We start from the raw sequence: 23,868 nt of genomic DNA on the forward strand, positions 1-23,868 counted from the left end.
ACGATCAATGTCCTGCGGCTTAATCTTGCTCGTCACCCTGTCCTTTACGTCTGGATCGCTAATCGAATGGGATAAAAAAGCAAGAGAGACAAGATAAGCATAGCGCATTGAGCTGTTTTTAAACGGGAAGTTTACATCACTCGTCTGGCGTGTTTTTCCACCGGGGAGCGTATGGCGGGGAGAGTAAACATCCGCCTGCGTTGAGGCGGATTTACCGATCGGCATTAAGCCATTATTCAGGCTGGGTAGTGATAAATGTTCTGGTCGAAATCACGATCGCCAATTCTCTCCGCATTCTTGTCTAGCCGATAAAAACGAAAGCCGAGTCGTTGCGCCAGCGCATTGCTGCGCACGTTCTCAACCGACGCTTTGATGACGCAGCGTTCGATGATGCCGGCAGAGAGATACGCGTTGATCATGGTACTCACGGCCAGAGAAACAATGCCTTTACCTTCAAATGCTTCGGCAATCCAATAACCAATTACCCCTGTTTTATGCCGGAGGGTATTGAATGAAACGATACCGGCGATGGCATCATCCCAACGGATAACGTATACCGCCCCCGTTCCGGTAGCGAAGGCATCCCGGTTGGCTTTGATCGTCTTGCGTGAGTCATCAATGCAGGTTACGGAATCAGGCCAGGGCAGCGTTCTGCGCAGGCGGGGTTTTTCTTGCTGAATCAACGCAAAAATGGCAGCAGCATCACTCTCATCCTGAATGCTCAAATGTAAATGAGGCGGATAATGCAACTCAGACAGTGTTTTCATCATGACTTCCCCAATCAATGTTTATTTCCTCTTTTCATCGTGATATTACGCTTGCAGCGTACCGTCGATAATCGTCACGCTGTGCCCACCGACCCACGGTTCATCGTTCAGATAAGTCATGAAAAGTCGGCCGTCACATTGACGCCTGATGCCTTGTCGGACGCTGTAACCCAGGTTTTCGGTAATATTATCCGGGTAATGCTGGTGCCGCAGTAGCGCAGCGATACAGGCATTGGCGCTTCCGGTGACCGGATCTTCCTTCAAAGAATCCAGTTCAATATAAAATGTGCGGACTTCATAGTCCGCCGGTGAGGCGCGATCGTGGGGACCGTAAATAGCGATGCCATCCGTTTTACAGGTTTGCTGTAACATCGCCAGCGATGGTGCGTCAGGCGTGATATCCAGACAGGTATTGGCGCTGTCCAAACGGATAACCAACCAGCGTATTCCCATATGAACGTTCGCCGGCGGATAGCGTTTATCGATTCTGGTGCTGCCGAGTGTCCGTTCCAACAGTGGATATAGCTCGGTATCAAAGGGGACGATAGCGGCCTGCGGCACATGAAATGCCAACATCCCGTCATCGCCTATATTGATAGGCACCAGGCCGATGCCGCATTGCTGGACGATCTGACCCGGGGCTTTAGTCTGTAACCCCGACTCCAGCAGGGCGTGTGCGGAGCCGAGCGTCGGATGACCGGCAAACGGCAGCTCGAACTCCGGGGTGAAGATCCGCACACGATAATCGGCTACAGGATCGGTAGGCGGTAATAAAAAAGTGGTTTCCGACAGATTGGTCCAGCGGGCGATATGTTGCATTTGTTCATCGCTCAACCCGTCAGCTTCCATGATGACTGCCAGCGGATTCCCTTTGAAAGGCTGCTGGGTGAAAACATCGACTTGTTTAAAACGGCGCGGCAATAACATATGTTCGTCTTCCTTTGGTGACCATCGCTTAAATATTACTCAAAACTAACCGCGATCCTGTCGCGCGCTTGTGGCATAATGCGCGCCAAATCACATTTTTAACTTGAGTGAGTGCTGTGTTAAGTACCAACAATATCACCATGCAGTTCGGCAGTAAGCCGTTGTTTGAAAACATTTCCGTTAAATTTGGCGGCGGTAACCGCTATGGCTTGATTGGCGCGAATGGCTGCGGTAAATCAACGTTTATGAAAATTCTCGGCGGCGATTTGGCGCCGAGCGCCGGTAACGTTTTCCTCGATCCCAATGAGCGTTTGGGTAAATTGCGTCAGGATCAGTTCGCATTTGAACAATATAGCGTACTGGATACCGTCATCATGGGCCATGTGGAGCTGTGGGCGGTAAAAGAAGAACGCGATCGTATTTATTCACTGGCGGAAATGAGCGAAGCGGACGGCTATAAAGTTGCCGATCTGGAAGTGCAGTACGGTGAGATGGATGGGTATAGCGCGGAAGCTCGTGCCGGTGAACTGCTGCTGGGCGTCGGTATTCCAGTGGAACAGCATTACGGGCCGATGAGCGAAGTGGCGCCCGGCTGGAAACTGCGTGTGCTGTTGGCGCAGGCGCTGTTTGCCGATCCGGATATTCTGCTGCTGGACGAACCTACCAACAACCTGGATATCGATACGATTCGTTGGCTGGAGCAAGTGCTGAACGAGCGTAACAGCACCATGATCATCATTTCCCATGACCGTCACTTCCTGAATATGGTCTGTACGCACATGGCGGATCTGGATTATGGCGAACTGCGTATTTATCCCGGTAACTATGATGAATATATGACAGCGGCGACGCAGGCGCGTGAACGCCTGCTGGCGGATAACGCCAAGAAGAAAGCCCAGATTTCCGAACTGCAATCGTTCGTGAGCCGTTTTAGCGCCAACGCGTCCAAATCTAAACAGGCGACGTCTCGCGCTCGCCAGATTGATAAAATCCAGTTGGAAGAGGTGAAGGCCTCCAGTCGTCAGAACCCGTTTATTCGCTTTGAACAGGATAAGAAACTGTTCCGTAATGCGCTGGAAGTGGAAGCGCTGGCGAAAGGTTTTGATAATGGCCCGCTGTTCAGCAAACTGAACCTGATGGTGGAAGTGGGTGAAAAAGTCGCGATTCTGGGGACTAACGGTATCGGTAAATCGACGCTGTTGAAAACGCTGGTTGGTGATATGCCGCCTGATAGCGGCACCGTTAAATGGTCTGAAAACGCTAAAATCGGTTATTACGCGCAGGATCATGAATATGAATTCGACGACGCCCTGACCGTATTTGACTGGATGAGCCAGTGGAAACAGGAGAAGGATGACGAACAGGCCGTTCGCAGCATTTTGGGCCGCTTATTGTTCAGCCAGGATGATATCAAGAAGAAAGTGAAAGTCCTGTCCGGTGGTGAGAAAGGCCGTATGCTGTTTGGCAAACTGATGATGCAGCGTCCGAATATCCTGGTGATGGATGAACCGACCAACCACCTGGATATGGAGTCGATTGAATCCCTGAACATGGCGCTGGAAATGTACGAAGGGACGCTGCTGTTCGTCTCTCACGATCGTGAGTTCGTCAGCTCGCTGGCCACCCGTATTCTGGAAATCACGCCGAATAAAGTGATCGACTTTACGGGAAATTATGAAGATTACCTGCGTAGTCAGGGCATTCAATAACCGGCTTTCGCGTGTAATTTCCTGCTCAGGGCAGCATATGGCCGAAGCCGTTGCTGCCTTTTTTATGATGGGCATCCTGGCTATCCCCTCTTTGAGCCTTGCTGTCGCTGTGTTTAAACAGGCTCCCGGCAAGTGTCAATTGACGTGATATAAGCGTAATTTTATCCCTGACGGGAAACGTGAATATGGCCCGTATTTATTTCCCCTAAATATTGCAAGATAAAACATTGCATTTGGTTGTGACTCAAAAAATTTTGGCGCAAAGGTGGTTTTTTAACTAAAAAACTTAAAGTAATTATTTTGATTATGAGTTGTGTAAACAAAAAATTATTTTTTTATGTGTTGAAAAATAAATAAACAATGCTAATGTCTTTGCAGCTTTATATTGTTTTATTTCAGTTGGTTACCATCATTAAATAAAGTGATTACGTCCGGTGGTTAATCGATTTAGCTCACGAATAATGGATGCTTCAATAATATATTGTCGTTATTGCGATTATTTCTCATTTAAACAATCCTCTTTTTTCTTTAAATAGATTCATTGCGTATAAAGTCACAGTTATAACAGAAATAAGAAATCTATTGTCCCAGCGATTGATGAAGATCAAGTCTGTTAACTTAATTTACTCATTACCATATCCCCACACATACTGTGTGTTATACCCATCATCTTTCAGGTTGCTGGTGCATTGGCTGTATTACCCAGCCCATCCGTGGGCCTCGCCCCTTCAGGGCTGATGCAGGCAGCGTTCAAATCTGCTCCAGGCAGATGCAACCCGGAATTTACTGGGTAGGCTCCGTTCAGGTTACAGGAGAATAATAAAAAATGAGTGGGGAAAATTTAATGCTTTCCCATCACGGTGTGAATCGCCGTGATTTTATGAAGTTATGTGCAGCACTCGCCGCGTCAATGGGGCTGGCGGACTCTGCTGTGGCAGAAATTGCCCAGTCAATCAGCTCTCCACAGCGCCCACCGGTTATCTGGATCGGCGCACAGGAATGCACCGGGTGTACAGAAAGCCTGTTACGGGCGACCCACCCAACCATTGAGAACCTGCTATTAAACACCATCTCGCTGGAATATCACGAAGTGCTTTCCGCCGCTTTCGGTGAGCAAGCGGAAGAAAACAAGCACCGTGCCATTGAGCAATATAAAGGGAAATTTGTTCTGGTCGTTGATGGGTCGATACCGATGAAAGACGGCGGTATTTATTGCATGGTGGCGGGCAAGCCGATTGTGGAGCATATTCGCGAAACGGCGGAACACGCCGCGGCGATTATCGCCATCGGCTCTTGTTCTGCCTGGGGAGGCGTACCGGCAGCGGGAAGCAACCCGACGGGAGCCGTCAGTTTGCAGGATGTGCTCCCCGGAAAAACCGTCATTAATATTCCGGGCTGTCCTCCTAATCCACATAACTTCCTCGCCACCGTCGCACACATCATCACCTACCAACGTCCGCCTGCACTGGATGCAGAGGGGCGGCCGACTTTTGCCTACGGTCGTTTGATTCATGAAAACTGCGAGCGTCGTCCACATTTCGACGCCGGACGTTTTGCGAAAGAGTTTGGTGATGAAGGCCATCGTCAAGGGTGGTGTCTCTACCATCTGGGCTGCAAAGGGCCGGAAACTTATGGCAACTGCCCAACGCTGGAGTTTTGCGATGTCGGCGGCGGTATCTGGCCTGTGGGTATCGGGCATCCTTGCTATGGCTGTAACGAGAAAGGTATCGGATTTACCAAAGGTATTTTCCAACTGGCCAACGTAGAAAATCCGACGCCGCGGGTAGAAAAACCGGCAATCCATAGTCCGGAAGGCGGGCAGATGTCTGCGACGGCCGTAGGGTTGATTGGCGGCGTTCTCGGTGTGGTAGGGGGCGTTAGTCTAATGACCTTGCGTGAGTTGGGACGTCAGCAAAAGCAGAGTCAAAGCCAGCAAGACGGCGGAAACGCATCCCGGGAGGGTTAAGCCGTGAACAGACGCAATTTTTTCAAACTGGCTTCTGCCGGTGCGTTACTGGCCGGTACGCCTTTGGCAGGACACGCTGCCGCTGAAAATAAACCGCCGATCCCCGGCGCGTTAGGCATGCTGTATGACTCAACGCTGTGTGTCGGCTGTCAGGCCTGTGTGTCGGAATGTCAGCAGGTCAACCAATCGGCCTATAATCCCGACAGCAAGATCTATGCGGGCGGGGCGGCGATCTGGTCTAACAACGATAAGTTGAGCCCTTACACCAATAACATCATTCAGGTGTGGAGTTCGGGCGACGGGACCAATAAGGATCAGGTCGATAACGGCTACGCCTACATCAAGAAGCAGTGTATGCACTGCGTTGATCCTAACTGTGTGTCGGTATGTCCGGTTTCTGCATTGAAGAAAGATGCCAAAACCGGCGTGGTGCACTATGACGCCAGCATTTGTACCGGCTGCCGTTACTGCATGGTGGCTTGTCCTTTCAATATCCCCAAGTACGACTACGAAAATCCATTTGGCAAGCTGCACAAATGCGAACTGTGTAATCAGCCGGGGTTGGAACGCTTGGACAAGGGCGGCCTGCCGGGCTGTGTGGATGTCTGTCCGACGGGGGCGGTGATTTTCGGCACGCGTGAAGAGCTGTTATCCGAAGCGAAACATCGGTTGTCGTTGCAGGCGGGAGAGGAGTACCACTATCCGCGTCAGACCCTGGCGAAAAAGGATACCTATCTCCACACCGTGCCGAAATACGATCAGCATGTTTACGGGGAAAAAGAAGCCGGAGGTACGCAGGTACTGGTGCTGGCGGGCGTGCCTTACCAGAATCTCGATCTGCCGGAACTGGCCGAACTATCGACCGGCGCGCGCTCCGAACATATCCAGCATACGCTCTACAAAGGCATGGTGCTGCCGCTGGCGGTTCTGGCTGGGCTATCCGTACTGGTGCATCGCAACACCCGGGCCGACCGGTTGGATCACGATGACCATCATTCGGATGCTGACAAGAAACAGGAGAACAATCATGACGGCGCATAAAACGAGCCCATTGGGCGGACGTCTGGTCAGCTGGCCGGTGATGTTGTTGGCGCCGTTTGTCATTCTGTGCGCGATGTTGATCGTAAAACGTCTGGTGTTTGGCATCGGCGATGTCGCGGCGCTCAATGGCGGCTATCCGTGGGGGATCTGGATTGCGTTCGACCTGCTGGTGGGCACTGGTTTTGCCTGCGGCGGCTGGGCGTTGGCCTGGGCGGTCTATGTGTTTAATCGCGGCGAATACCATCCGCTGGTTCGTCCGGCGCTGTTAGCCAGTCTGTTCGGTTATTCGCTGGGGGGACTGTCGATCACCATTGACGTCGGGCGTTACTGGAATATTCCCTATTTCTTTATCCCGGGCTTTTTTAATACATCATCCGTGCTGTTTGAAACGGCTGTCTGCATGATGATTTATATCGGTGTGATGGCGCTGGAGTTTGCCCCCGTCATATGCGAGCGCATGGGATGGAAGATTACTCTCAAGCGTTTGAACAAAGTGATGTTCTTTATCATTGCGTTGGGGGCATTGTTGCCGACCATGCATCAGTCATCCATGGGATCGCTGATGATTTCCGCCGGTTATAAAGTCCATCCGCTATGGCAGAGCTATGAATTATTGCCGCTGCTATCGCTACTGACGGCCTTCATCATGGGCTTCTCGATCGTGATGTTTGAAGGTTCGCTGGTACAGGCCGGGTTGAAAGGCCGCGGTCCGGATGAAAAACACCTGTTCGCCCGTTTGACGCAAATCATTCAGGTATTACTGCTGCTGTTTATCGTGTTGCGCTTTGGCGAAATTATCTGGCACGACAAAGTGGGTTATCTCTTCAAGGGCGATCGTTTTGCGATAACGTTCTGGTGTGAAGCCGCGCTGATGTTTTTCCCGCTGGTTATGTTCCGTTTCAAACGTTACCGCAATGATTCCCGTCTGCTGTTTGTGGGCGCGCTGAGCATGTTGTTCGGGGCAGCCTTATGGCGACTGAGTTATTCCCTGCTGGCTTTCAACCCCGGAGGTGGCTATCACTACTTCCCAGCTGCATCTGAAGTTCTGATCTCCATCGGTTTTGTCGCGATTGAAGTCTGCGCATACATCTTGTTAATCCGGCTGTTGCCGGTACTTCCTGCGCTGGAAGGCGTTCATAAGAATTATCAGGCCGAGGTAAAGCATGAGCCAACGCATCACCATTGATCCTATTACCCGTATCGAGGGACACCTGCGCATTGACTGCGAAATTGAACAGGGGAAAGTCACCAAGGCCTGGTCTTCCGGCACGATGTGGCGCGGTATGGAGGAAATTGTCAAAGGTCAGGACCCGCGCGATGCGTGGATGATTGTGCAACGTATCTGCGGCGTCTGTACCACGGTGCACGCCATTGCTTCCGTGCGCGCGGTCGAAAATGCCCTGAAGCTGAATGTGCCGGTCAATGCCCAATACATTCGTAACCTGATTCTGGCGGCGCATAGCATCCACGATCATATTGTCCATTTCTATCAGCTATCCGCGCTTGACTGGGTTGACGTGACCTCGGCGCTTAACGCCTCCCCGGAAAAAGCGGAAGCGTTGCTGAAAGGGTTGTCCAACTGGCCGTTGAACAGTACCGCCGAATTCACCAAAGTACAGCAGAAGCTGAAAGATCTGGTCGCCAGCGGTCAACTGGGCATTTTTGCCAACGGCTACTGGGGACACCCGGCGATGGCGCTGTCACCGGAAGTGAATCTGATTGCGGTCGCACACTATCTGCAAGCGCTGGAATGTCAGCGTGACGCTAACCGGATTGTGGCGATCCTCGGCGGCAAAACGCCGCATATCCAGAATCTGGCGGTCGGCGGCGTGGCTAACCCGATCAACCTGGATGCGCCCAGCGTCCTGAACCTTGAACGCCTGATGTATGTGAAGTCGTTCATCGATCGGTTAAGCGACTTTATTGAGCAGGTCTACAAAGTGGACTGTGCGGTGATTGCCGCACACTACCCGGACTGGCTGCATTTAGGTAAAGGCGCCGATCATTACCTTAGCGTGCCGGAATTACCGACCGATAATCAGGGCGGCAGCTTCCTGCTGGCAGGCGGTTATCTGGAAAATGGCGATTTTTCGCAATATCACCCGATTACCAGTCACAGTGACAGCTTCCTGATCGAGGGTATCAAAGAAAGTGGCAAGCACGCCTGGTATCAGGATGATGAACCGCTGGCGCCGTGGGAAGGGCTGACGCGTCCGCAATACACCGGTTGGCAGGAAGATGGCAAATACTCCTGGGTAAAAGCGCCAACCTTCTACGGCAAGACGGTTGAAGTGGGGCCGCTGGCATGGCTGTTGTGCAGTCTGGCCGCCAAACACCAGGATACCGAAACGCACTATGCTCAGGTTGCGGCGGCATACCAGACACTGACGGGACAGACGCTGGAAGTGAAACATCTGCATTCCACTCTGGGCCGCGTGATCGGTCGAACGGTGCACTGCTGCGTGCTGAAGGATACGCTGGCTCAGCAATGGCAGGCGCTGGTCACCAATATTGGTAAAGGCGATCACCAGACGTTTATCAAACCTGATTTATCGCCGGATACCGAATTCCGGGGAGTGGGATTCGGGGAAATGCCGCGCGGGATGCTGTCGCACTGGATCGTATTCAAAAACGGTAAGATCACCAACTATCAGGCAGTGGTTCCATCAACCTGGACATCCGGTCCGCGCAACTTCGAAGGAACGCCGGGGCCTTATGAACAGTCGCTGGTGGGTACACCGATAGCCGATCCGCATAAACCGCTGGAAGTGGTGCGAACCATCCACTCGTTTGATCCGTGCATGTCCTGTGCGGTGCATATCGTGGATACGGTAGATGGCAGCGAAGTGACCCGGGTGAAGGTGCTGTGATGAACATACTGGTGTTGGGCGTCGGTAATCTGCTTTTAAGCGATGAGGCGGTTGGGGTGCGTATCGTTGAAGCGTTGGAACAGCGCTATACGTTCTCACCGCCAATAGACATCGTTGACGGCGGTACATGCGGGCTGGAGCTTATGGAGGCTATGGCCAACCGCGATCATCTGATCGTGGCTGACGCGGTACTGACAGGGCAGGCGCCGGGGACGGTGACGATACTGCGTGACGGTGAAGTGCCGGCGCTGTTTACCCGCAAGATTTCCCCGCACCAGTTGGGTTTGTCCGATGTGCTGATGGCGTTGCAATTGACGGATGAATTTCCGCAAAAGCTGACGCTGATTGGTGTCGAACCCGCTTCACTGGATGTTCATATCGGTCTGACGGAAACGGTACAGCAGGCGCTTGAGCCTGCTTTGCGACACGTTGTCGCCGTATTGCAGCAAAGCGGCGTTACGGTAAGTGAACGATGTGAGGTTTGTAGTGAATAGTGCATCTGATGTGAATGATTTGCACAAGATGTCGTGCGAACGCAAAGAATCGTTATCCGCTCTCTGCCATGATGAACATCCGGCAGCGTGGCTGGAACAGATGTTCACGCAAATTGCCGATGAAAAAATGCGGTCGTTGCCGTTTTTTCGTGAGGGCATCCCGGTTCGCGCCTGTGGATTTACCCTGTTTGAACAGCAGTGGGTCGGTTGTCTGTTGACGCCCTGGATGATGAGCCTATTGGTTCTTCCCGGTCCGGGGCAAATCTGGTCGATCAGGCCGCTGGCCGATCGTCTGGCGCTGGCGCTGCCCTGCGGTAACGTGACATTTATCGTTGGTGAGATGTCCGGCAAGCAATATCTGTCCTGCTCACTCATGTCGCCGATCGATCGCCACCTGCATGGGGAACAGGCCGTTTTGCTGGCGGAGCAGAGTGCCAGAATGGCGCTTTCGCTGCCCGTTAGCGATGGCAATGCTCCGCAGAATAGCAGTTTGCGAGCGCTTTTTAGCCGTAACCGGAGTGAGCGACATGCATGAAATTTCCATGTGCTATAACGCGCTGGAATTGATTGAGCAGCAGGCGCGCCAACATCAGGCTCGTCGGGTAACCGAGGTCTGGCTGGAGGTGGGGGCGCTTTCCTGTATTGAAGAGAGCGCGCTGCGTTTTTGTTTCGAATCGGTCTGTCGGCAAACGCTGGCGGAAGGCTGTCAACTGCATGTTGCCATCCGTCCGGCAAAGGCGTGGTGCTGGGAATGCAGCGCCGTGGTGGAAATCCTGAAACACGATGAGGGGTGTCCGCAGTGTGGCAGTCACAACCTGCGAGTCGATGACGGTGACAGTTTGCAAATCAAGCAGTTGGCGATTGAGTAACGTTTAAGACGCTATTTTTAGTAAGCACGTTTAAATCGGGAGGAGATCCCTATGTGTACCACATGCGGTTGCGGTGAAGGGGAACGTAGAATCGAAGGTGACGAGCATCCTGAACATCCTGAAGCCCACGATCATCACCACGATAACCATCATCACGATCACCATGACCACGCGCATGGCAGCCATTCTCATAAACACAAGTATATCTATCATACGCACGTACATGGCCATCGCGGCTCAAGTGAAAACGAACCGCGCTACGTGATTATTCACCACCATCATTACCACCATCAGGGCGATGTTCATCATCACTATTATTCCGGGGCGTTACCGGAGAATGGTGCGCCGTTGCTCGATCCGGCAGACGATGGTCATCACCACCATCATGAGCATGACCACCATAGCCACGATCGTTATGACCAACAACACGATCACCGTCATCATGAGCACGAGCATTCGGAAGCGCCGTTTCAGCCAGAGGTGAATCAGCAGGATCTGCATTATGGGCAGGGAGCCGCCGGCACCCATGCGCCGGGTATGGGACAGCAACGTTTATTGCAGATTGAAATGGACGTACTGAGTAAGAATAACCATCTGGCAGAGCATAATCGGGAGCACTTCAGCGCGCAGAACATTCTGGCGCTCAATCTGGTTTCCAGTCCCGGTTCCGGTAAAACCACGCTGTTGACCGCGACGCTGAATCATATCAGCAAGCGGCTGCCCTGTGCGGTGATTGAAGGCGATCAGCAAACGACTAATGATGCGGAACGAATTCGGGCGACGGGCGTGCCCGCCATTCAGGTGAATACCGGCAAGGGTTGTCATCTGGATGCGCAGATGGTGCACGATGCCGCGCATCGCTTACAACTGCCGGATAACAGCCTGCTGTTCATTGAGAATGTCGGTAATCTGGTTTGTCCGGCTGGGTTCGATCTGGGCGAACGCGCCAAAGTCGCGGTATTGTCAGTGACGGAGGGGGAAGATAAGCCGCTGAAATATCCTCATATGTTCTCGGCGTCGTCGCTGATGATTATTAATAAAATCGATCTGCTGCCTTATCTGGATTTTAATCTGGAAGAGTGTGTCGCCAATGCCCGGCGCATAAATCCGGACATTCAGGTCATCGCGTTGTCCGCCAGCACGGGTGAGGGCATGGATGAATGGCTGGGCTGGCTGGAGGCGCAGCTATGTGCCTAGGCATTCCGGGTAAAGTCGTTTCCGTCGGGGACGATATTCATCAGCCTGCTTACGTTGACATCTGCGGGGTGCAGCGCGCGGTCAATATTGCGCTGGTGTGCGAGGACTCGCCCGCCGAACTGGTGGGCCAATGGGTACTGGTGCATGTCGGTTTTGCCATGAGCCGGCTGGATGAACAGGAGGCGCAGGATACGCTGGAAGCGCTGCAATCCATGCGTGCGGTGGGACTGGAACTGGATGAAATGCGGCAGAGCGGAGAGGACCATGCAATACGTTGATGAGTTCCGCGATCCCGAATTGGCTAAAGCGTTGCTGCAACGCATTCGGGCACTGGTGGCGGATATGCCCCGGTTGCGGGAACGTCCGTTGCAACTGATGGAAGTATGCGGCGGGCACACCCATGCGATCTTCAAATTTGGACTGGATCGCCTGTTGCCGCCGGAAATCGAATTTGTGCACGGCCCGGGATGCCCGGTGTGTGTCCTGCCGATGGGTCGTATTGATGCGTGTCTGGAAATCGCCGCGCATCCTGAAGTGATCTTTTGTACCTTCGGCGATGCCATGCGCGTACCGGGCCGTAACGGCTCGCTACAGGATGCGCGCCGACATGGCGCCGATGTGCGCATGGTTTATTCGCCGCTGGATGCGTTACTGCTGGCCGAGAAAAATCCGGATCGTCAGGTGGTCTTTTTCGGTCTGGGATTTGAAACCACCATGCCGAGCACCGCTCTGACGCTGCAACAGGCCAAACGTCGCAATATCACCAACTTTACTCTGTTCTGTCAGCACATCACGATTGTTCCTACGCTGCGCAGCCTGTTGATGCAGCCCGATTTGCGTATTGACGGCTTTCTGGCTCCAGGGCATGTGAGTATGGTGATTGGCGCTTATCCTTATCAGGAATTGTGCGATCGATTCCATAAGCCGTTCGTCGTCACCGGATTTGAACCGCTGGACATTTTGCAGGCGCTGCTGATGTTGGTCAGCCAGATTCATGCTGAGCGTTGTGAGGTGGAAAACCAGTATCGGCGTATTGTGCCGGATAGCGGTAACCAACTGGCTCAGCAGGCAATGGATGAGGTATTTGAAACCAAATCCAGCAGTGAATGGCGCGGTCTGGGGGAAATTGCGGATTCTGGTATGCAGTTGCGGGAGGCCTATGCTGATTTCGATGCCGAGCGCCGTTTCAAACCACGGCAGCAGTGCGTGGCGGATGAACCGGGATCGCGCTGTGGTGATGTCCTGACGGGGCGTTGCAAACCGGCGGATTGTCCGCTGTTTGCCAAACGCTGTACCCCGCAAAATGCGATCGGGGCGCTGATGGTGTCTTCTGAAGGCGCGTGTGCGGCTTATTATCAGTATCGGCGGGAGTGTGCCTGAATAACGGGGTGTGATTGAATGAGTAGTACGACACAGCCAAGAGATCTTTCTTTAAAAGAAATGTTGCCCAAAGAGATTACGCTGGCGCATGGCAGCGGTGGCCGGGCAATGCAGCAGCTGATTGAACAACTTTTTTTACAGGCGTTTGATAATCCGCTGCTGGAGCAGCGTGAAGATCAAGCCAGACTGCCGCTGGCGCCGTTGACACAGCTGGGCGATCGGCTGGCTTTCACCACCGACAGCTATGTTATTGATCCCATTTTTTTCCCCGGTGGAGACATCGGGAAGTTGGCGGTTTGCGGTACGGCGAATGATATTGCCGTTAGCGGCGCTCAGCCGCGTTATCTTTCCTGCGGTTTTATCATTGAAGAAGGTTTCTCCGGCGCCGATTTGCTGCGCATTGTTGAATCCATGGCCGGCACCGCAAGGAATGCCGGCATTGAGATTGTGACCGGTGATACCAAAGTTGTGCCGCGGGGCGCGGTTGACAAGATTTTCATCAATACGTCCGGCATTGGCGTTATCCCGACCGCTATTCACTGGGGGACTGATGAGATTCGCCCCGGTGATAAAATTATTGTCAGCGGTACGCTGGGCGATCATGGTGCGACGATCCTCAACCTGCGCGAACAGTTGGGGCTTGAAGCCGAGCTGTCGAGCGATTGCGCCGTATTGGCGCCGTTGATCGCGCCGTTGCGTGAGATTGCTGGCGTGCGTGCCTTGCGCGACGCGACGCGTGGCGGTGTGACCGCGATTCTGCATGAGTATGCGCAGGCCAGCGGCTACGGTATGGAAGTCAATGAAAGCGATCTGCCGGTGAAGCCAGCGGTGCGCGGCATCTGCGAAATTCTGGGGCTGGAAGCACTGAATTTCGCCAATGAAGGCAAGCTGGTGCTGGTTGTTTCTGCTGAAGCCGAGGATTCGGTGCTGGCCGCATTGCGGTCGCATCCGCTGGGGCGGGACGCCGCGACGATTGGCGTGGTAACGCCAACGCCGCAGGTACGGCTGTGCGGGGTGTTTGGCGCTTTGAGGCTGCTGGATTTACCGCATAATGAGCCAATGCCGAGGATATGCTGAATCGGTGGGGAATCCACTATGAAGTAATGAGTAAATTTCGTACGCTGTTTAGTCTGTCGTTTATCTGCAATGACGTCGCAGAAAGAAAACGAGTTTACCCGCGCACGAAATTTTCTCTGAATCGGCATGAATAGCAAAGGAATATCCCCGGCGTGAACACGGCAAAAACCGGTATTGAGATCCGCGTAAAAGGCAAAGTGCAGGGCGTAGGGTTCCGGCCCTATGTCTGGCAATTGGCGCATCGGCTCAATTTGTGCGGCGATGTCAGCAATGACAGCGCGGGGGTGTTGATTCATCTTTATCCGTCTGAGAACGTCGAGCGTTTTCTGGCGGATTTGTCTGCTCTGTGTCCTCCGCTGGCGCATATCGACAGCGTTACCTGCCAGCCGTGGCCGTGGTCAACAATACCGACGGCGTTTGTGATTGAGCACAGCGGCGCAGGCCAAATGGATACGCAGGTGGTGCCGGATGCGGCAACCTGTGAAGCCTGTCAACACGAACTGCAAGATCCGGCCAATCGCCGCTATCACTATCCGTTTATCAACTGCACCCACTGCGGCCCGCGCTTTACCATTATCCGAAAAATGCCCTATGACCGGCCATTTACCTCAATGGCGGATTTCCCGCTTTGTCCCCGGTGCCTGGCTGAATATCAGCATCCGGCAGATCGCCGTTTTCATGCTCAGCCAAATGCCTGTCCGCAGTGTGGTCCGCAAATCTGGCTGGTTGATGGTGCTGCAAACCGATTGGCAGGCGGAGATGACGCTATCCGTTTGACGGCTAACGCGTTACTGGACGGTAATATCGTCGCAATTAAAGGGCTGGGTGGTTTCCATCTGGCCTGTGATGCGACCCATTCATCGGCAATACAACGACTTCGTCAACGGAAACGCCGCCCCGGTAAACCGTTGGCGGTGATGCTTCCGGATATGGACTGGCTCGCGGCGTGTACCACCGTGGAAGATATTCCGGCAGCGCAACGCCTGCTGAAAAGTACGGCGGCGCCCATTGTGTTGCTGCCGTTACGTCAGGCGGGGCCGTTGTCTGCCCTAGTGGCGCCTGGATTAGCGGAAGTCGGCGTGATGCTGCCGGCCAATCCCTTGCAACATCTGTTAATGGCGCAGGTTAACCGGCCGCTGATCATGACGTCCGGTAATGCCAGCGGCAAGCCGCCGGCGTTGACCAACGAACAGGCGACGGAACAGCTGGGTGATATCGCCGATTTGTGGCTGCTGCACAATCGCGAGATTGTACAACGTGCCGACGATTCGCTGGTCCGGTTACATCCGCACAAGGCTGAGATGTTGCGCCGCGCCCGCGGCTATGTGCCGGACGCCCTGCCGCTGCCACCGGGATTGACCGGACAACGTTCGCTGCTGGCGATGGGGGCCGATCTGAAGAATACGTTTTGTTTGCTGCGCGATGAAAATGCGATTGTCAGCCAGCACCTTGGCGATTTGGAAGACAGCGATATCGAGCAGCAATATCGTCAGTCCATTGCGTTGTTTGAGGATATTTACCGTTTTGTTCCCAACGCGATAGTGGTCGATGCGCATCCCGGTTATATCAGCCATCAATTGGGGAAGACGCTGGCGCAGCGGCGGCAGATCCCCTGTCTTGAGGTGTTGCACCATCACGCGCATATTGTGTCCTGTATGGCTGAACATCAATGGCCGCATGACGCCGGGCCGGTTGTCGGGCTGGCGCTGGATGGTATCGGATTGGGCGCCAATGGACAGTGGTGGGGCGGAGAATGTCTGCTGGTGGATTACGCTCAGTGCCAACATATTGGCGGCCTCCCGGCGGTTGCCTTGCCCGGCGGCGATCTGGCCGCGCGCCAGCCGTGGCGTAATTTGCTGGCGCAATGGCTGCGGTTTGTGCCGGATTGGGCCACATTCCCGGAATCCACGGCGATTCCCGCTGAGCCGGCAGTATTACTCAGCAAGGCGATTGAACGAGGTATCAATTCGCCATTAGCTTCGTCAACCGGGCGGCTATTTGACGCTGTTGCGGCAGCGAGTGGATTTCCCCATCACAGCCAGAGTTGGGAAGGTGAAGCGGCCTGCTGGCTGGAAGCGCTGGCGTGGCAAAGTCCGCTTCAGCAATCAATGGCGGCGATACCTCCCGTCACCATGCCGTTACAGATGGATAATCAGCTTGATTTACAGACATTCTGGCGCCGGTGGCTGACATGGCGGGCTGAACCGGCTGACAAAGCGTATGCCTTCCATTATGCACTGGCGCAGGGGCTGGCAAGGCTGGCTAAACGTACCGCGACGCAGTACGGCATTAATACGGTGGTGCTGTCCGGCGGCGTAATGCATAACCGCCTGCTTTCCCAACTGTTGCATCAGCAATTACAGGGGATGACCCTATTGCAGCCAGAGCGGTTGCCGGCGGGGGACGGCGGGCTGGCGCTGGGGCAGGCATTGGTTGCGGCTGCACGGTTATCCCTGCCGGACGCCGTGGCTCAGCCCGCCGCCAACGACAGCGGTATTACCTGACCGTCAGGGATAAAAACCGTGATTAAGCGCCTGTACCGCTTCGGCAACCCGCGGGCCCATTCCCAGTAAAATAGCCTGGTCGAGCGCGATGATACGTTGGTTTTTCCAGGCCGATGTTTGCGTAATGCCCGGCACCACCGCTAACGATTCGATACCGTTTTCCACACTTTGCGTGGTTACCACAATCACGTCAGGATTGGTGGTGATCATGGCTTCTCCGCCATAGGTGCGATACTGCGAATGGGTGGCAATATTGTCGCCGCCCGCCAGGGTAATCAGACCATCGACCACGGTGTTTTTCCCCGCCACCTGTGCCGCGCTGTTGCCAACACTCAGAAAAAACGCCACTTTTACGCGTGCTTGCCGTGTATCCATACGACGGGCAACCGTACTTAACTGATGTTCAATCTTACTGATTAACTGCTCGCCGGCCGATTCGCGATTGAGCAATGCCGCCGCCTGACGGATATTGATAAACAGCTGGGCTGGCGTACTGGGCGTTCTTTTAAACAAGGCAACGTTGACGCCGGCCTGCGTAAGCTGGCTAAACACTTGTGGCGGTGAAGCATCCTGCCAGGTCATCAGCAGGGAAGGGCGCAGTGACAAAATGCCTTCGGCATTGAGCTGCTGCCAGTTGCTGATCCTGGGCAATGACTGCGTTTGCGGTGGATAGGTGGTGGTTTGATCCACGCCGACAACGTTGTCTCCCCCTTCCAGCGCATAGACAATTTCCGCCAGCGAGCCGCCGGCAATCACAATGCGCGGTTCGGCCGCGCAAGTGAATGAACATAGCCCGAGAATCAATACGACTATCGCCGCTTTCATATTCTACTCCGTCAGAAAGAGAAGGATGCGCCGATTGCGGTACTGAAGCCGGAAGCCGGAATGCTCTCATGAGCCGTGGTGTAGCGTTTATCCAGCAGGTTATTCAACGCCAGCGTAACCTGATACTGGTTTTCGTCACCGAAGGTGCTGGTGAATTCCAGATTCGCGGTGGCCCAGCCGCTGTATTGGGTTTCGGTATCCGCCGTATGATCTTTGGCGCGGGATGCCGTACGGATATAGAAGTCTGATTCCAGCTCCATGCGATCAAACAGCGTGATGTTTTTCACCCCGGCCCGAGCGGTAAAGGTAGGTTCGCCCGTGTGATAGGTCGTGCGGGCCGGTAATTCCAGTTCCCGGCGAATCACGTTTCCGTTGATATAAGGCGATACCGCCCAGCCGGTGTACTCTGCATACAGTTCCATACCGTACGTATTGGCGCGGTTGGCGTTGGCGTAGTAACGGCTACCGGCTGAGGTGTCGCCGGAGCAGACCGCACTGCCCGCACAATTGAGCGTGGTAATGTAATCTTTTGCCCGGGAGTGATAAATCGCACTATCCAGCAGCCAGCTATCATCCTTGTAGCGCATGCCGATTTCATAATTATCCGAACGTTCAGCCTTCAGGTCGGCATTACCGTAGGTGGTTTCCCCGCCTGCCGACGTATTGTAGAACTTGTGCGTCAAGGTTGGATAAACATAACCCTGAGCATACGACGCCCGCAGTTGAATGTTATCGAAACCGGAATAACGCAGGCTGCTGGCGGTCACCAGCGTGTTATCGTGCGTGCGTTCGTTACCGCTCTGGCTGTTGATCGGCGTCGTGCCGTTCGCGCCGGTGAAAGCCGGGAAACCGGATAAGGTCAGACTGCCCCGTTGCGAGCCGCCATAGGATAACGATTCCACCCAGTATTGGCGTGCCCCCACCGTCCAGGTCCAGTCCGGGGCCAGCTTCCATTCATCCTGTGCGAACAGCGCCCAGCTGGTTTGCTGCCAGTGGGCATCGGAAGTTGATTGTGGGTTGATGTTCACGTCGTAATTGGTGCTGAGAACGGTAATTCTGCCCCCGACATTGACATCGGAGTAAGCGGTTTGTTTTACATCATCCCGCGACCATTGTCCGCCGACAATCAATGAATGATTGGTCAAGGGTTCCAGATCGGCCTGAAGCGTGATGCCGTCGGTGATTTGCTTGTCGTCCGTTCCGGTTTTGAGCGCCATTGATGCGTTGGTCAGCGTTCTGCCCATGGTGGTATAGGTGACGCCGCTTTGTGCCAGATCGTTGCGAAACTCGCGTTTGATATTTTGCCGGTAGGCATCCATGTGCAGATTTTTCAGCACCTCGCCGTCAATTTTCCAGTCATAGAACAGCCCGATTTTCTGGCGCTCCAGTTCTGGAATTCGCACGCTGAAACTATCGTAATCCGTTGTGTCCGTGTAGGTTTGCGTACTGAGCTTGAAACTGTCCAGCGACAGGCCGAATTTATGCTCGCCAAGACGATAGCCCAGCCAGGCGGATTGGCCACTGTTGCGGAAATGGGTATCCGGCAGACGTCCATCCGGCGTACTACGGTTCCCCTGATCGCTGTAGCTGCCGCTTAAGCGGTAATCGAAATCGCCAATCGAGCCATAAGCCAGCGCCGATTCCTGCCAGCCGGCCGTCGCACTGTCATAGACGGCTTTGATTTTCCCGCTTAGCGGCTTATCGCCCCCTTTACGGGTAATAAAATTGATGACCCCGCCGATTGCCTGCGAACCATATAATACCGAGTGCGGTCCTTTCACCACTTCTATTCGTTCAAGATAAGAGGGATCGATTAATAGTCCCAAACTGTAATTGGGGCCCGCTCGCTGATAAGTCACTTCTTGTCCGTCGATTAATACCAGAACGCGCGATGCCTCTTCACCACGAATTCTTATTTGCTTGCGCCCGGCAAGCGCGGTATCGGTAATATCGACACCGGGAATATCGCGTAATGCTTCAGCAATAGAATCGCCGGTATATTTATTCAGTTTTTCATTATCAATCACCTGCATACTGACAGGGCTTTCCCATAAATTCTGTTCCGTTCTCCCTGCGCTAATAACGGTTATTTCATCACTGTTAATGGCCGCATTAATGGTGTTGCTATAAATAAATGGCAACATAAATATGACCATGGAGTTGGTCTTGTTATTCATATCTTTTTTCTCTAAAAAGCTAATGATTCTCATTTACATTATCATTTGAGTGTTTTTGCCGGAAATTAAATTTGGATGAATTTTTGATTGTGCGACTTTGATCGCGTTTTTTATAAAATAAGCACTTGAATTCTTTTTAAAGAGGGGGGGTTAATTAATTTTAATGAAGATGGCTTTTATTTTCATTTTTGTAACATCATGGGGTGAGGCGAGCGATAACGCGATGAAAAAGATAAAGAATAAAAAAAGTCACTTGTATGCGTAATTTTAAATAAAATATAAAAATCGGTTAATTAAAAAGAGAATTAGCGAATAAAACGGAATACGGCATTCAGATGCCCATCTCGCCTTGTTGATAAATAAAAATAATTATCATTTAATTTATTACGTTGCTTTTGATGGGGGCCGTTAATGAATATCGATCTGACGCCATATTATGCTCAGCCAGGCGAACAACCCTTTGGTTCGCGACGGATGGCTATGCCCTGGCGCAATCATGTGCCACTCTCACCTGAACAGGTTCCCGCCAGTTGGCAGGCGTTGAAACAGCAGGTTTTACCCGCCCGTAAGCGCCTGTTGTATTTACATATTCCTTTCTGTGCAACGCATTGTACGTTCTGTGGTTTCTATCAGAATAAATTGCGTGAGGATAGTACCGAAATCTATACCCGTTATCTGTTGCAGGAACTGGCGATGGAAGCGGGCAGTCCGTTGCATCAGTCGGCGCCGATTCATGCCGTCTATTTTGGCGGCGGCACGCCCACCGCATTGGCGGCCAAAGAGCTGGCACAGATTATTACCGCCATTCGTTCGTCGCTACCGCTGGCCCCTGACTGTGAGATTACGATCGAGGGCAGGGCGATGGATTTTGATGATGAGCGAATCGATGCCTGTCTGGATGCGGGAGCCAATCGTTTTTCCATTGGCATTCAAACGTTTGATAGCCGTATTCGCCAGCGAATGGCGCGCACTTCGGATAAACAGCAGTCAATCCGCTTTCTGGAACGGCTGTGTCGGCGCGATCGCGCGGCGGTGGTTTGTGACCTGATGTTCGGTCTGCCGGGACAAACGCCGGAGATCTGGCGTGAAGATTTAGCGATTGTCAGCAGTTTGCCGCTGGATGGCGTGGATCTCTACGCCCTGAACCTGCTTCCTACCACGCCGCTGGCAAAGGCGGCGGAAAACCAGCGGGTTGAGCTCCCCAATGTCACCGCCCGGCGTGATTTTTATCGCACCGGCGCGGCATTTCTGGCCGATGCGGGCTGGCATCAACTGAGCAACAGTCATTGGGCCAGAACGACCCGGGAGCGCAATCTGTACAATCTGTTGATTAAACAAGGTGCGGATTGTCTGGCGATGGGGAGCTGCGCGGGCGGTAACCTGAATGGTCAGGCTTATATGATGGAACGCAATCTGGAACGTTATTACCAGACGTTGGATCAGGGACAGAAGCCTATCATGATGATGACGCCCGCCAATCCGACAGGCCCCTGGCAACACCAGCTACAGGCGGGGATTGAAGTGGGGCGGATCGTCTTGCCGCAGCTGACACGCCGCGCCGATGAACTTCAGCCGTTGCTTAGCCAGTGGCATCACGCAGGATTAACCCGTGACGACTCCACCTGCCTGCGTTTAACCGATGACGGCCGTTTCTGGGCAAACAATCTGATGCAGGCATTACAACAAATTATTCCGCAGTTGAATGCCGAAGAACATGCTCATTAAGGAAAACTTGCCATGACATTGCACGACTTACTCGCGACTAACCCGGATGGCACGTTGGAAGATATCGCCAGCCAGTACAACACCTCCCTGTTCAACGTGGTTAACGCGCTGCCTGCGTCCCAGTGCGTCATTGTGGCGGGAGAGCGGTTTGACTCTGTGTGGGATGCCATCGCCGGGTGGGGAGAAGTGACATTAATCAGCCATACCGCAGACGCCATTCTGGAATTCAAAAGCGAATTGCCAACGGGAACACATCGCCACGGCTACTTCAATCTGCGCGGTAAAAATGGACTCAGTGGACATATTCGCGCGGTTAACTGTCAGCACATTGCGTTCATTGAGCGTAAGTTTATGGGAATGGACACAGCCTCTGTGGTGTTTTTTAATGCCGACGGAGCTGCTATGTTTAAAATCTTTCTTGGACGGGATAGCCACCGCCAGCTGTTAACTTCGCAAGTTGCTGCGTTCCGCGCATTGGCCAGGGAGAACCGCGGCGAGTGAATACTATTCGCAAGTGAGTAAAACAGGAGCAGATATGACGTGGCTACTTTTTGGGGCAGGTCAGGGCGTGGGGGCCTGTTTATTACAGCGAGCCATTGAGTGTGAACAGCCCGTGGTGCTGGTGCTGCGTGATGCCGGACAGGCCGCGCGCTGGCGTGGGCAAGGGCTTACCGTGGTCCAGGGCGATGCCTGTAATGCCGACGTTGTGGCGCAAGCCTGCCACCTGGCGGGAAAATCCGCGATCGTCGTCTCCACGATGGGGGGCGGCAAGGTTAATTATCAGGGGCATCGCACAGTGATTGATGGCGCCGAACAGGCGGGCATCAAGCGTATGTTGTTGGTGACGTCGCTGGGCTGTGGCGACAGTTGGCCTCAATTATCGGCACGCGCCAAAGCGGCATTTGGTTTTGCCGTGCGTGAAAAATCGCTGGCGGAAAGCTGGTTGCAGACCAGTACGCTGGATTACTGTATCGTGCGGCCCGGCGGTTTGCTGGATGTGGTTGCCACGCATAACGCCAGACTGACACAAGGGACGGCCACGCTAGGTCTGGTGTCGCGTCAGGATGTAGCGCTGGCGGTCGATCGGCTTTTGCAACAGCCGGCGTTTGGCAATCAGATTTATAACCTCATCGATCCTGAACTTGAGCTTCCGGCCATGCCATAGCCTGATGCGCACGTCGGCGAGCGTGCCAAATCCGATAGCAAAAGTGGGGCGCTGATCAAACGATTCCGCCCTTACTTTGGCTTGCCTTATCTTACTCTCTGATAGCCCATCCATCCCCTAGACAACCGATGACAGCGTAGCGCGGTAATGCTACGTTTGTCACAGCGGTGCGTTAATCGCTTTATTTCCGTTAACTTTCAGAGATGGCAGGTAAAGTAGAAAAATGGGCAAAAAGGTATTGCTGGTGATTCAGATGGGGGAACCGCCGGAGGGGATTGCTTCTCAGGTCGGTCAACAAGGGAAATGGTTTACGGATGCTTTAGCGGGCGAAACCGGGAATGTACAGATTGTCCGCCCGGATCGCGGGGAGCCGCTGCCGCCGTTTGTACGCCTGTCGGCGGTGATCATTTCCGGATCGTGGTCAATGGTAACCGACAGACTGGAATGGAGCGAGTCTACGGCTGGTTGGCTGCGTGAGGCCTATCAGGCCGGTATACCGATGCTGGGGGTTTGTTACGGACATCAACTGTTGGCTGATGCGCTGGGCGGCAGAGTCGGCGATAATCCTAACGGTAAAGAAATCGGGGTTCTGACGGTGAAAACGCACCCCGGCGCCGAAGAAGACATCTGGCTGCAAGGCTATCCTCAACAGTTTGACGCCTACCTTACTCATCAACAGTCAGTGCTGGAACCGCCTGCTGGCGCACAGGTGCTGGCAAGCTCACAGGCAGATGGTTGTCAGATCATTCGCTATAGCGACAAGGTACTGACCATGCAGTTTCATCCGGAATTTAATGCGTCGGTGATGTTGGCTTGCCTGAAGCATAACGAAGCGGCATTGCGTCAGGGCGGATGGGATGTTGACCAGATGATGCAATTGTCAGACGAACCCGTCTGGGCGCGAAAACTGCTGCTGGATTTTGTCCAGCGCCATGCCGTTCAGTAAACGAGCCCGCCGGTTCGCTTTTCAACATACCCGTCATTTTTCAAGTTATAAGGGGCCCTTCGGGCTGAGGGATTTCCAGAAAAGAATTAAGTATTTTTTGATAAATCACCATAAATAACAATATGTTGTTTTTTTATGGTGTTTCCTTCGCGTAAAAAATCGCGCTGAGGTGGGCGTGATCGCCGGGTGAGCGGCAGGACGCCGCGAAAGTCAGTGCCGCGTCGGGAAC

Annotated in this window: 21 protein-coding genes; 17 read left to right on the top strand and 4 right to left on the bottom strand. The window is 53.5% G+C overall.

What is annotated here, in order from left to right:
• Positions 1-236: 236 nt before the first annotated feature.
• Both B4923_RS17535 and B4923_RS17540 read right to left on the bottom strand, forming a co-directional pair.
• On the bottom strand, positions 237-767 hold the full coding sequence (locus B4923_RS17535) for a GNAT family N-acetyltransferase (RefSeq protein WP_109055684.1): 531 nt from the start codon (positions 765-767) through the stop codon (positions 237-239).
• Between the two features lie 45 nt (positions 768-812).
• Complete coding sequence (locus tag B4923_RS17540; protein ID WP_109055660.1) at positions 813-1,694, bottom strand: PhzF family phenazine biosynthesis protein; 882 nt, start codon at positions 1,692-1,694, stop codon at positions 813-815.
• Between the two features lie 116 nt (positions 1,695-1,810).
• On the opposite strand from B4923_RS17540, the gene B4923_RS17545 reads away from it, so the two are divergent.
• The 13 genes from B4923_RS17545 (at position 1,811) to hypF (ending at position 16,801) form a co-directional block, all read left to right on the top strand.
• On the top strand, positions 1,811-3,403 hold the full coding sequence (locus B4923_RS17545; RefSeq protein WP_109055661.1) for an ABC-F family ATPase: 1,593 nt from the start codon (positions 1,811-1,813) through the stop codon (positions 3,401-3,403).
• 826 nt (positions 3,404-4,229) lie between these two features.
• Complete coding sequence (gene hybO / locus B4923_RS17550) at positions 4,230-5,369, top strand: hydrogenase 2 small subunit (protein WP_109055662.1); 1,140 nt, start codon at positions 4,230-4,232, stop codon at positions 5,367-5,369.
• Between the two features lie 3 nt (positions 5,370-5,372).
• On the top strand, positions 5,373-6,410 hold the full coding sequence (hybA, locus tag B4923_RS17555) for a hydrogenase 2 operon protein HybA (protein WP_109055663.1): 1,038 nt from the start codon (positions 5,373-5,375) through the stop codon (positions 6,408-6,410).
• Positions 6,397-7,596: a Ni/Fe-hydrogenase cytochrome b subunit gene (hybB, locus tag B4923_RS17560; RefSeq protein WP_109055664.1), complete on the top strand. Its 1,200-nt coding sequence runs from the start codon at positions 6,397-6,399 to the stop codon at positions 7,594-7,596. Before hybA ends, hybB begins: the two co-directional genes overlap by 14 nt.
• Complete coding sequence (gene hybC, locus B4923_RS17565; RefSeq protein WP_109055665.1) at positions 7,574-9,280, top strand: hydrogenase 2 large subunit; 1,707 nt, start codon at positions 7,574-7,576, stop codon at positions 9,278-9,280. The genes hybB and hybC overlap by 23 nt, the downstream gene beginning before the upstream one ends.
• On the top strand, positions 9,280-9,774 hold the full coding sequence (locus tag B4923_RS17570; protein ID WP_109055666.1) for a HyaD/HybD family hydrogenase maturation endopeptidase: 495 nt from the start codon (positions 9,280-9,282) through the stop codon (positions 9,772-9,774). Before hybC ends, B4923_RS17570 begins: the two co-directional genes overlap by 1 nt.
• Positions 9,775-9,802: 28 nt before the next feature.
• Positions 9,803-10,309 carry a hydrogenase-2 assembly chaperone gene (gene hybE / locus B4923_RS17575; RefSeq protein WP_109055667.1) on the top strand — a complete coding sequence of 169 codons (507 nt, stop codon included), beginning with the start codon at positions 9,803-9,805 and terminating at the stop codon, positions 10,307-10,309.
• Positions 10,302-10,643 (top strand): hydrogenase maturation nickel metallochaperone HypA, encoded by a 342-nt coding sequence (gene hypA, locus B4923_RS17580; protein WP_109055668.1) that lies wholly within the window; start codon positions 10,302-10,304, stop codon positions 10,641-10,643. Before hybE ends, hypA begins: the two co-directional genes overlap by 8 nt.
• A 51-nt stretch (positions 10,644-10,694) precedes the next feature.
• Positions 10,695-11,840: a hydrogenase nickel incorporation protein HypB gene (gene hypB / locus B4923_RS17585; RefSeq protein ID WP_109055669.1), complete on the top strand. Its 1,146-nt coding sequence runs from the start codon at positions 10,695-10,697 to the stop codon at positions 11,838-11,840.
• The gene (gene hybG / locus B4923_RS17590; protein WP_109055670.1) at positions 11,831-12,118 is read left to right on the top strand and encodes a hydrogenase maturation factor HybG; all 288 of its coding nucleotides are present in this window, start codon (positions 11,831-11,833) and stop codon (positions 12,116-12,118) included. Before hypB ends, hybG begins: the two co-directional genes overlap by 10 nt.
• A complete protein-coding gene (gene hypD / locus B4923_RS17595; protein WP_109055671.1) occupies positions 12,105-13,220 on the top strand; it encodes a hydrogenase formation protein HypD in 1,116 nt (371 codons plus the stop codon). The genes hybG and hypD overlap by 14 nt, the downstream gene beginning before the upstream one ends.
• Positions 13,221-13,280: 60 nt before the next feature.
• Positions 13,281-14,297: a hydrogenase expression/formation protein HypE gene (hypE, locus tag B4923_RS17600; protein ID WP_109055672.1), complete on the top strand. Its 1,017-nt coding sequence runs from the start codon at positions 13,281-13,283 to the stop codon at positions 14,295-14,297.
• Between the two features lie 143 nt (positions 14,298-14,440).
• Complete coding sequence (hypF, locus tag B4923_RS17605; protein ID WP_425428649.1) at positions 14,441-16,801, top strand: carbamoyltransferase HypF; 2,361 nt, start codon at positions 14,441-14,443, stop codon at positions 16,799-16,801.
• Positions 16,802-16,804: 3 nt separating this feature from the next.
• Here the strand turns inward: hypF and B4923_RS17610 are convergent, their stop codons facing one another.
• Positions 16,805-17,626, bottom strand: coding sequence for a heme/hemin ABC transporter substrate-binding protein (locus tag B4923_RS17610; protein ID WP_109055674.1), 822 nt, complete (start codon positions 17,624-17,626; stop codon positions 16,805-16,807).
• A gap of 11 nt (positions 17,627-17,637) precedes the next feature.
• A complete protein-coding gene (locus B4923_RS17615; protein WP_109055685.1) occupies positions 17,638-19,803 on the bottom strand; it encodes a TonB-dependent receptor plug domain-containing protein in 2,166 nt (721 codons plus the stop codon).
• 411 nt (positions 19,804-20,214) lie between these two features.
• Between B4923_RS17615 and hutW the strand changes: the two genes are divergently transcribed.
• The 4 genes from hutW (at position 20,215) to B4923_RS17635 (ending at position 23,639) form a co-directional block, all read left to right on the top strand.
• Complete coding sequence (hutW, locus tag B4923_RS17620) at positions 20,215-21,528, top strand: heme anaerobic degradation radical SAM methyltransferase ChuW/HutW (RefSeq protein ID WP_109055675.1); 1,314 nt, start codon at positions 20,215-20,217, stop codon at positions 21,526-21,528.
• 12 nt (positions 21,529-21,540) lie between these two features.
• Positions 21,541-22,029: a heme utilization cystosolic carrier protein HutX gene (gene hutX, locus B4923_RS17625; RefSeq protein ID WP_109055676.1), complete on the top strand. Its 489-nt coding sequence runs from the start codon at positions 21,541-21,543 to the stop codon at positions 22,027-22,029.
• Between the two features lie 34 nt (positions 22,030-22,063).
• Entirely contained in the window at positions 22,064-22,693 is a 630-nt protein-coding gene (locus tag B4923_RS17630; RefSeq protein ID WP_109055677.1) for an NAD(P)H-binding protein, read from the top strand.
• A gap of 223 nt (positions 22,694-22,916) precedes the next feature.
• Positions 22,917-23,639, top strand: coding sequence for a glutamine amidotransferase (locus tag B4923_RS17635; protein ID WP_109055678.1), 723 nt, complete (start codon positions 22,917-22,919; stop codon positions 23,637-23,639).
• Positions 23,640-23,868: the final 229 nt, after the last annotated feature.

Origin of the sequence: Brenneria roseae subsp. americana (assembly GCF_003115815.1) — a bacterium.
Taxonomy (GTDB): domain Bacteria; phylum Pseudomonadota; class Gammaproteobacteria; order Enterobacterales; family Enterobacteriaceae; genus Brenneria; species Brenneria roseae.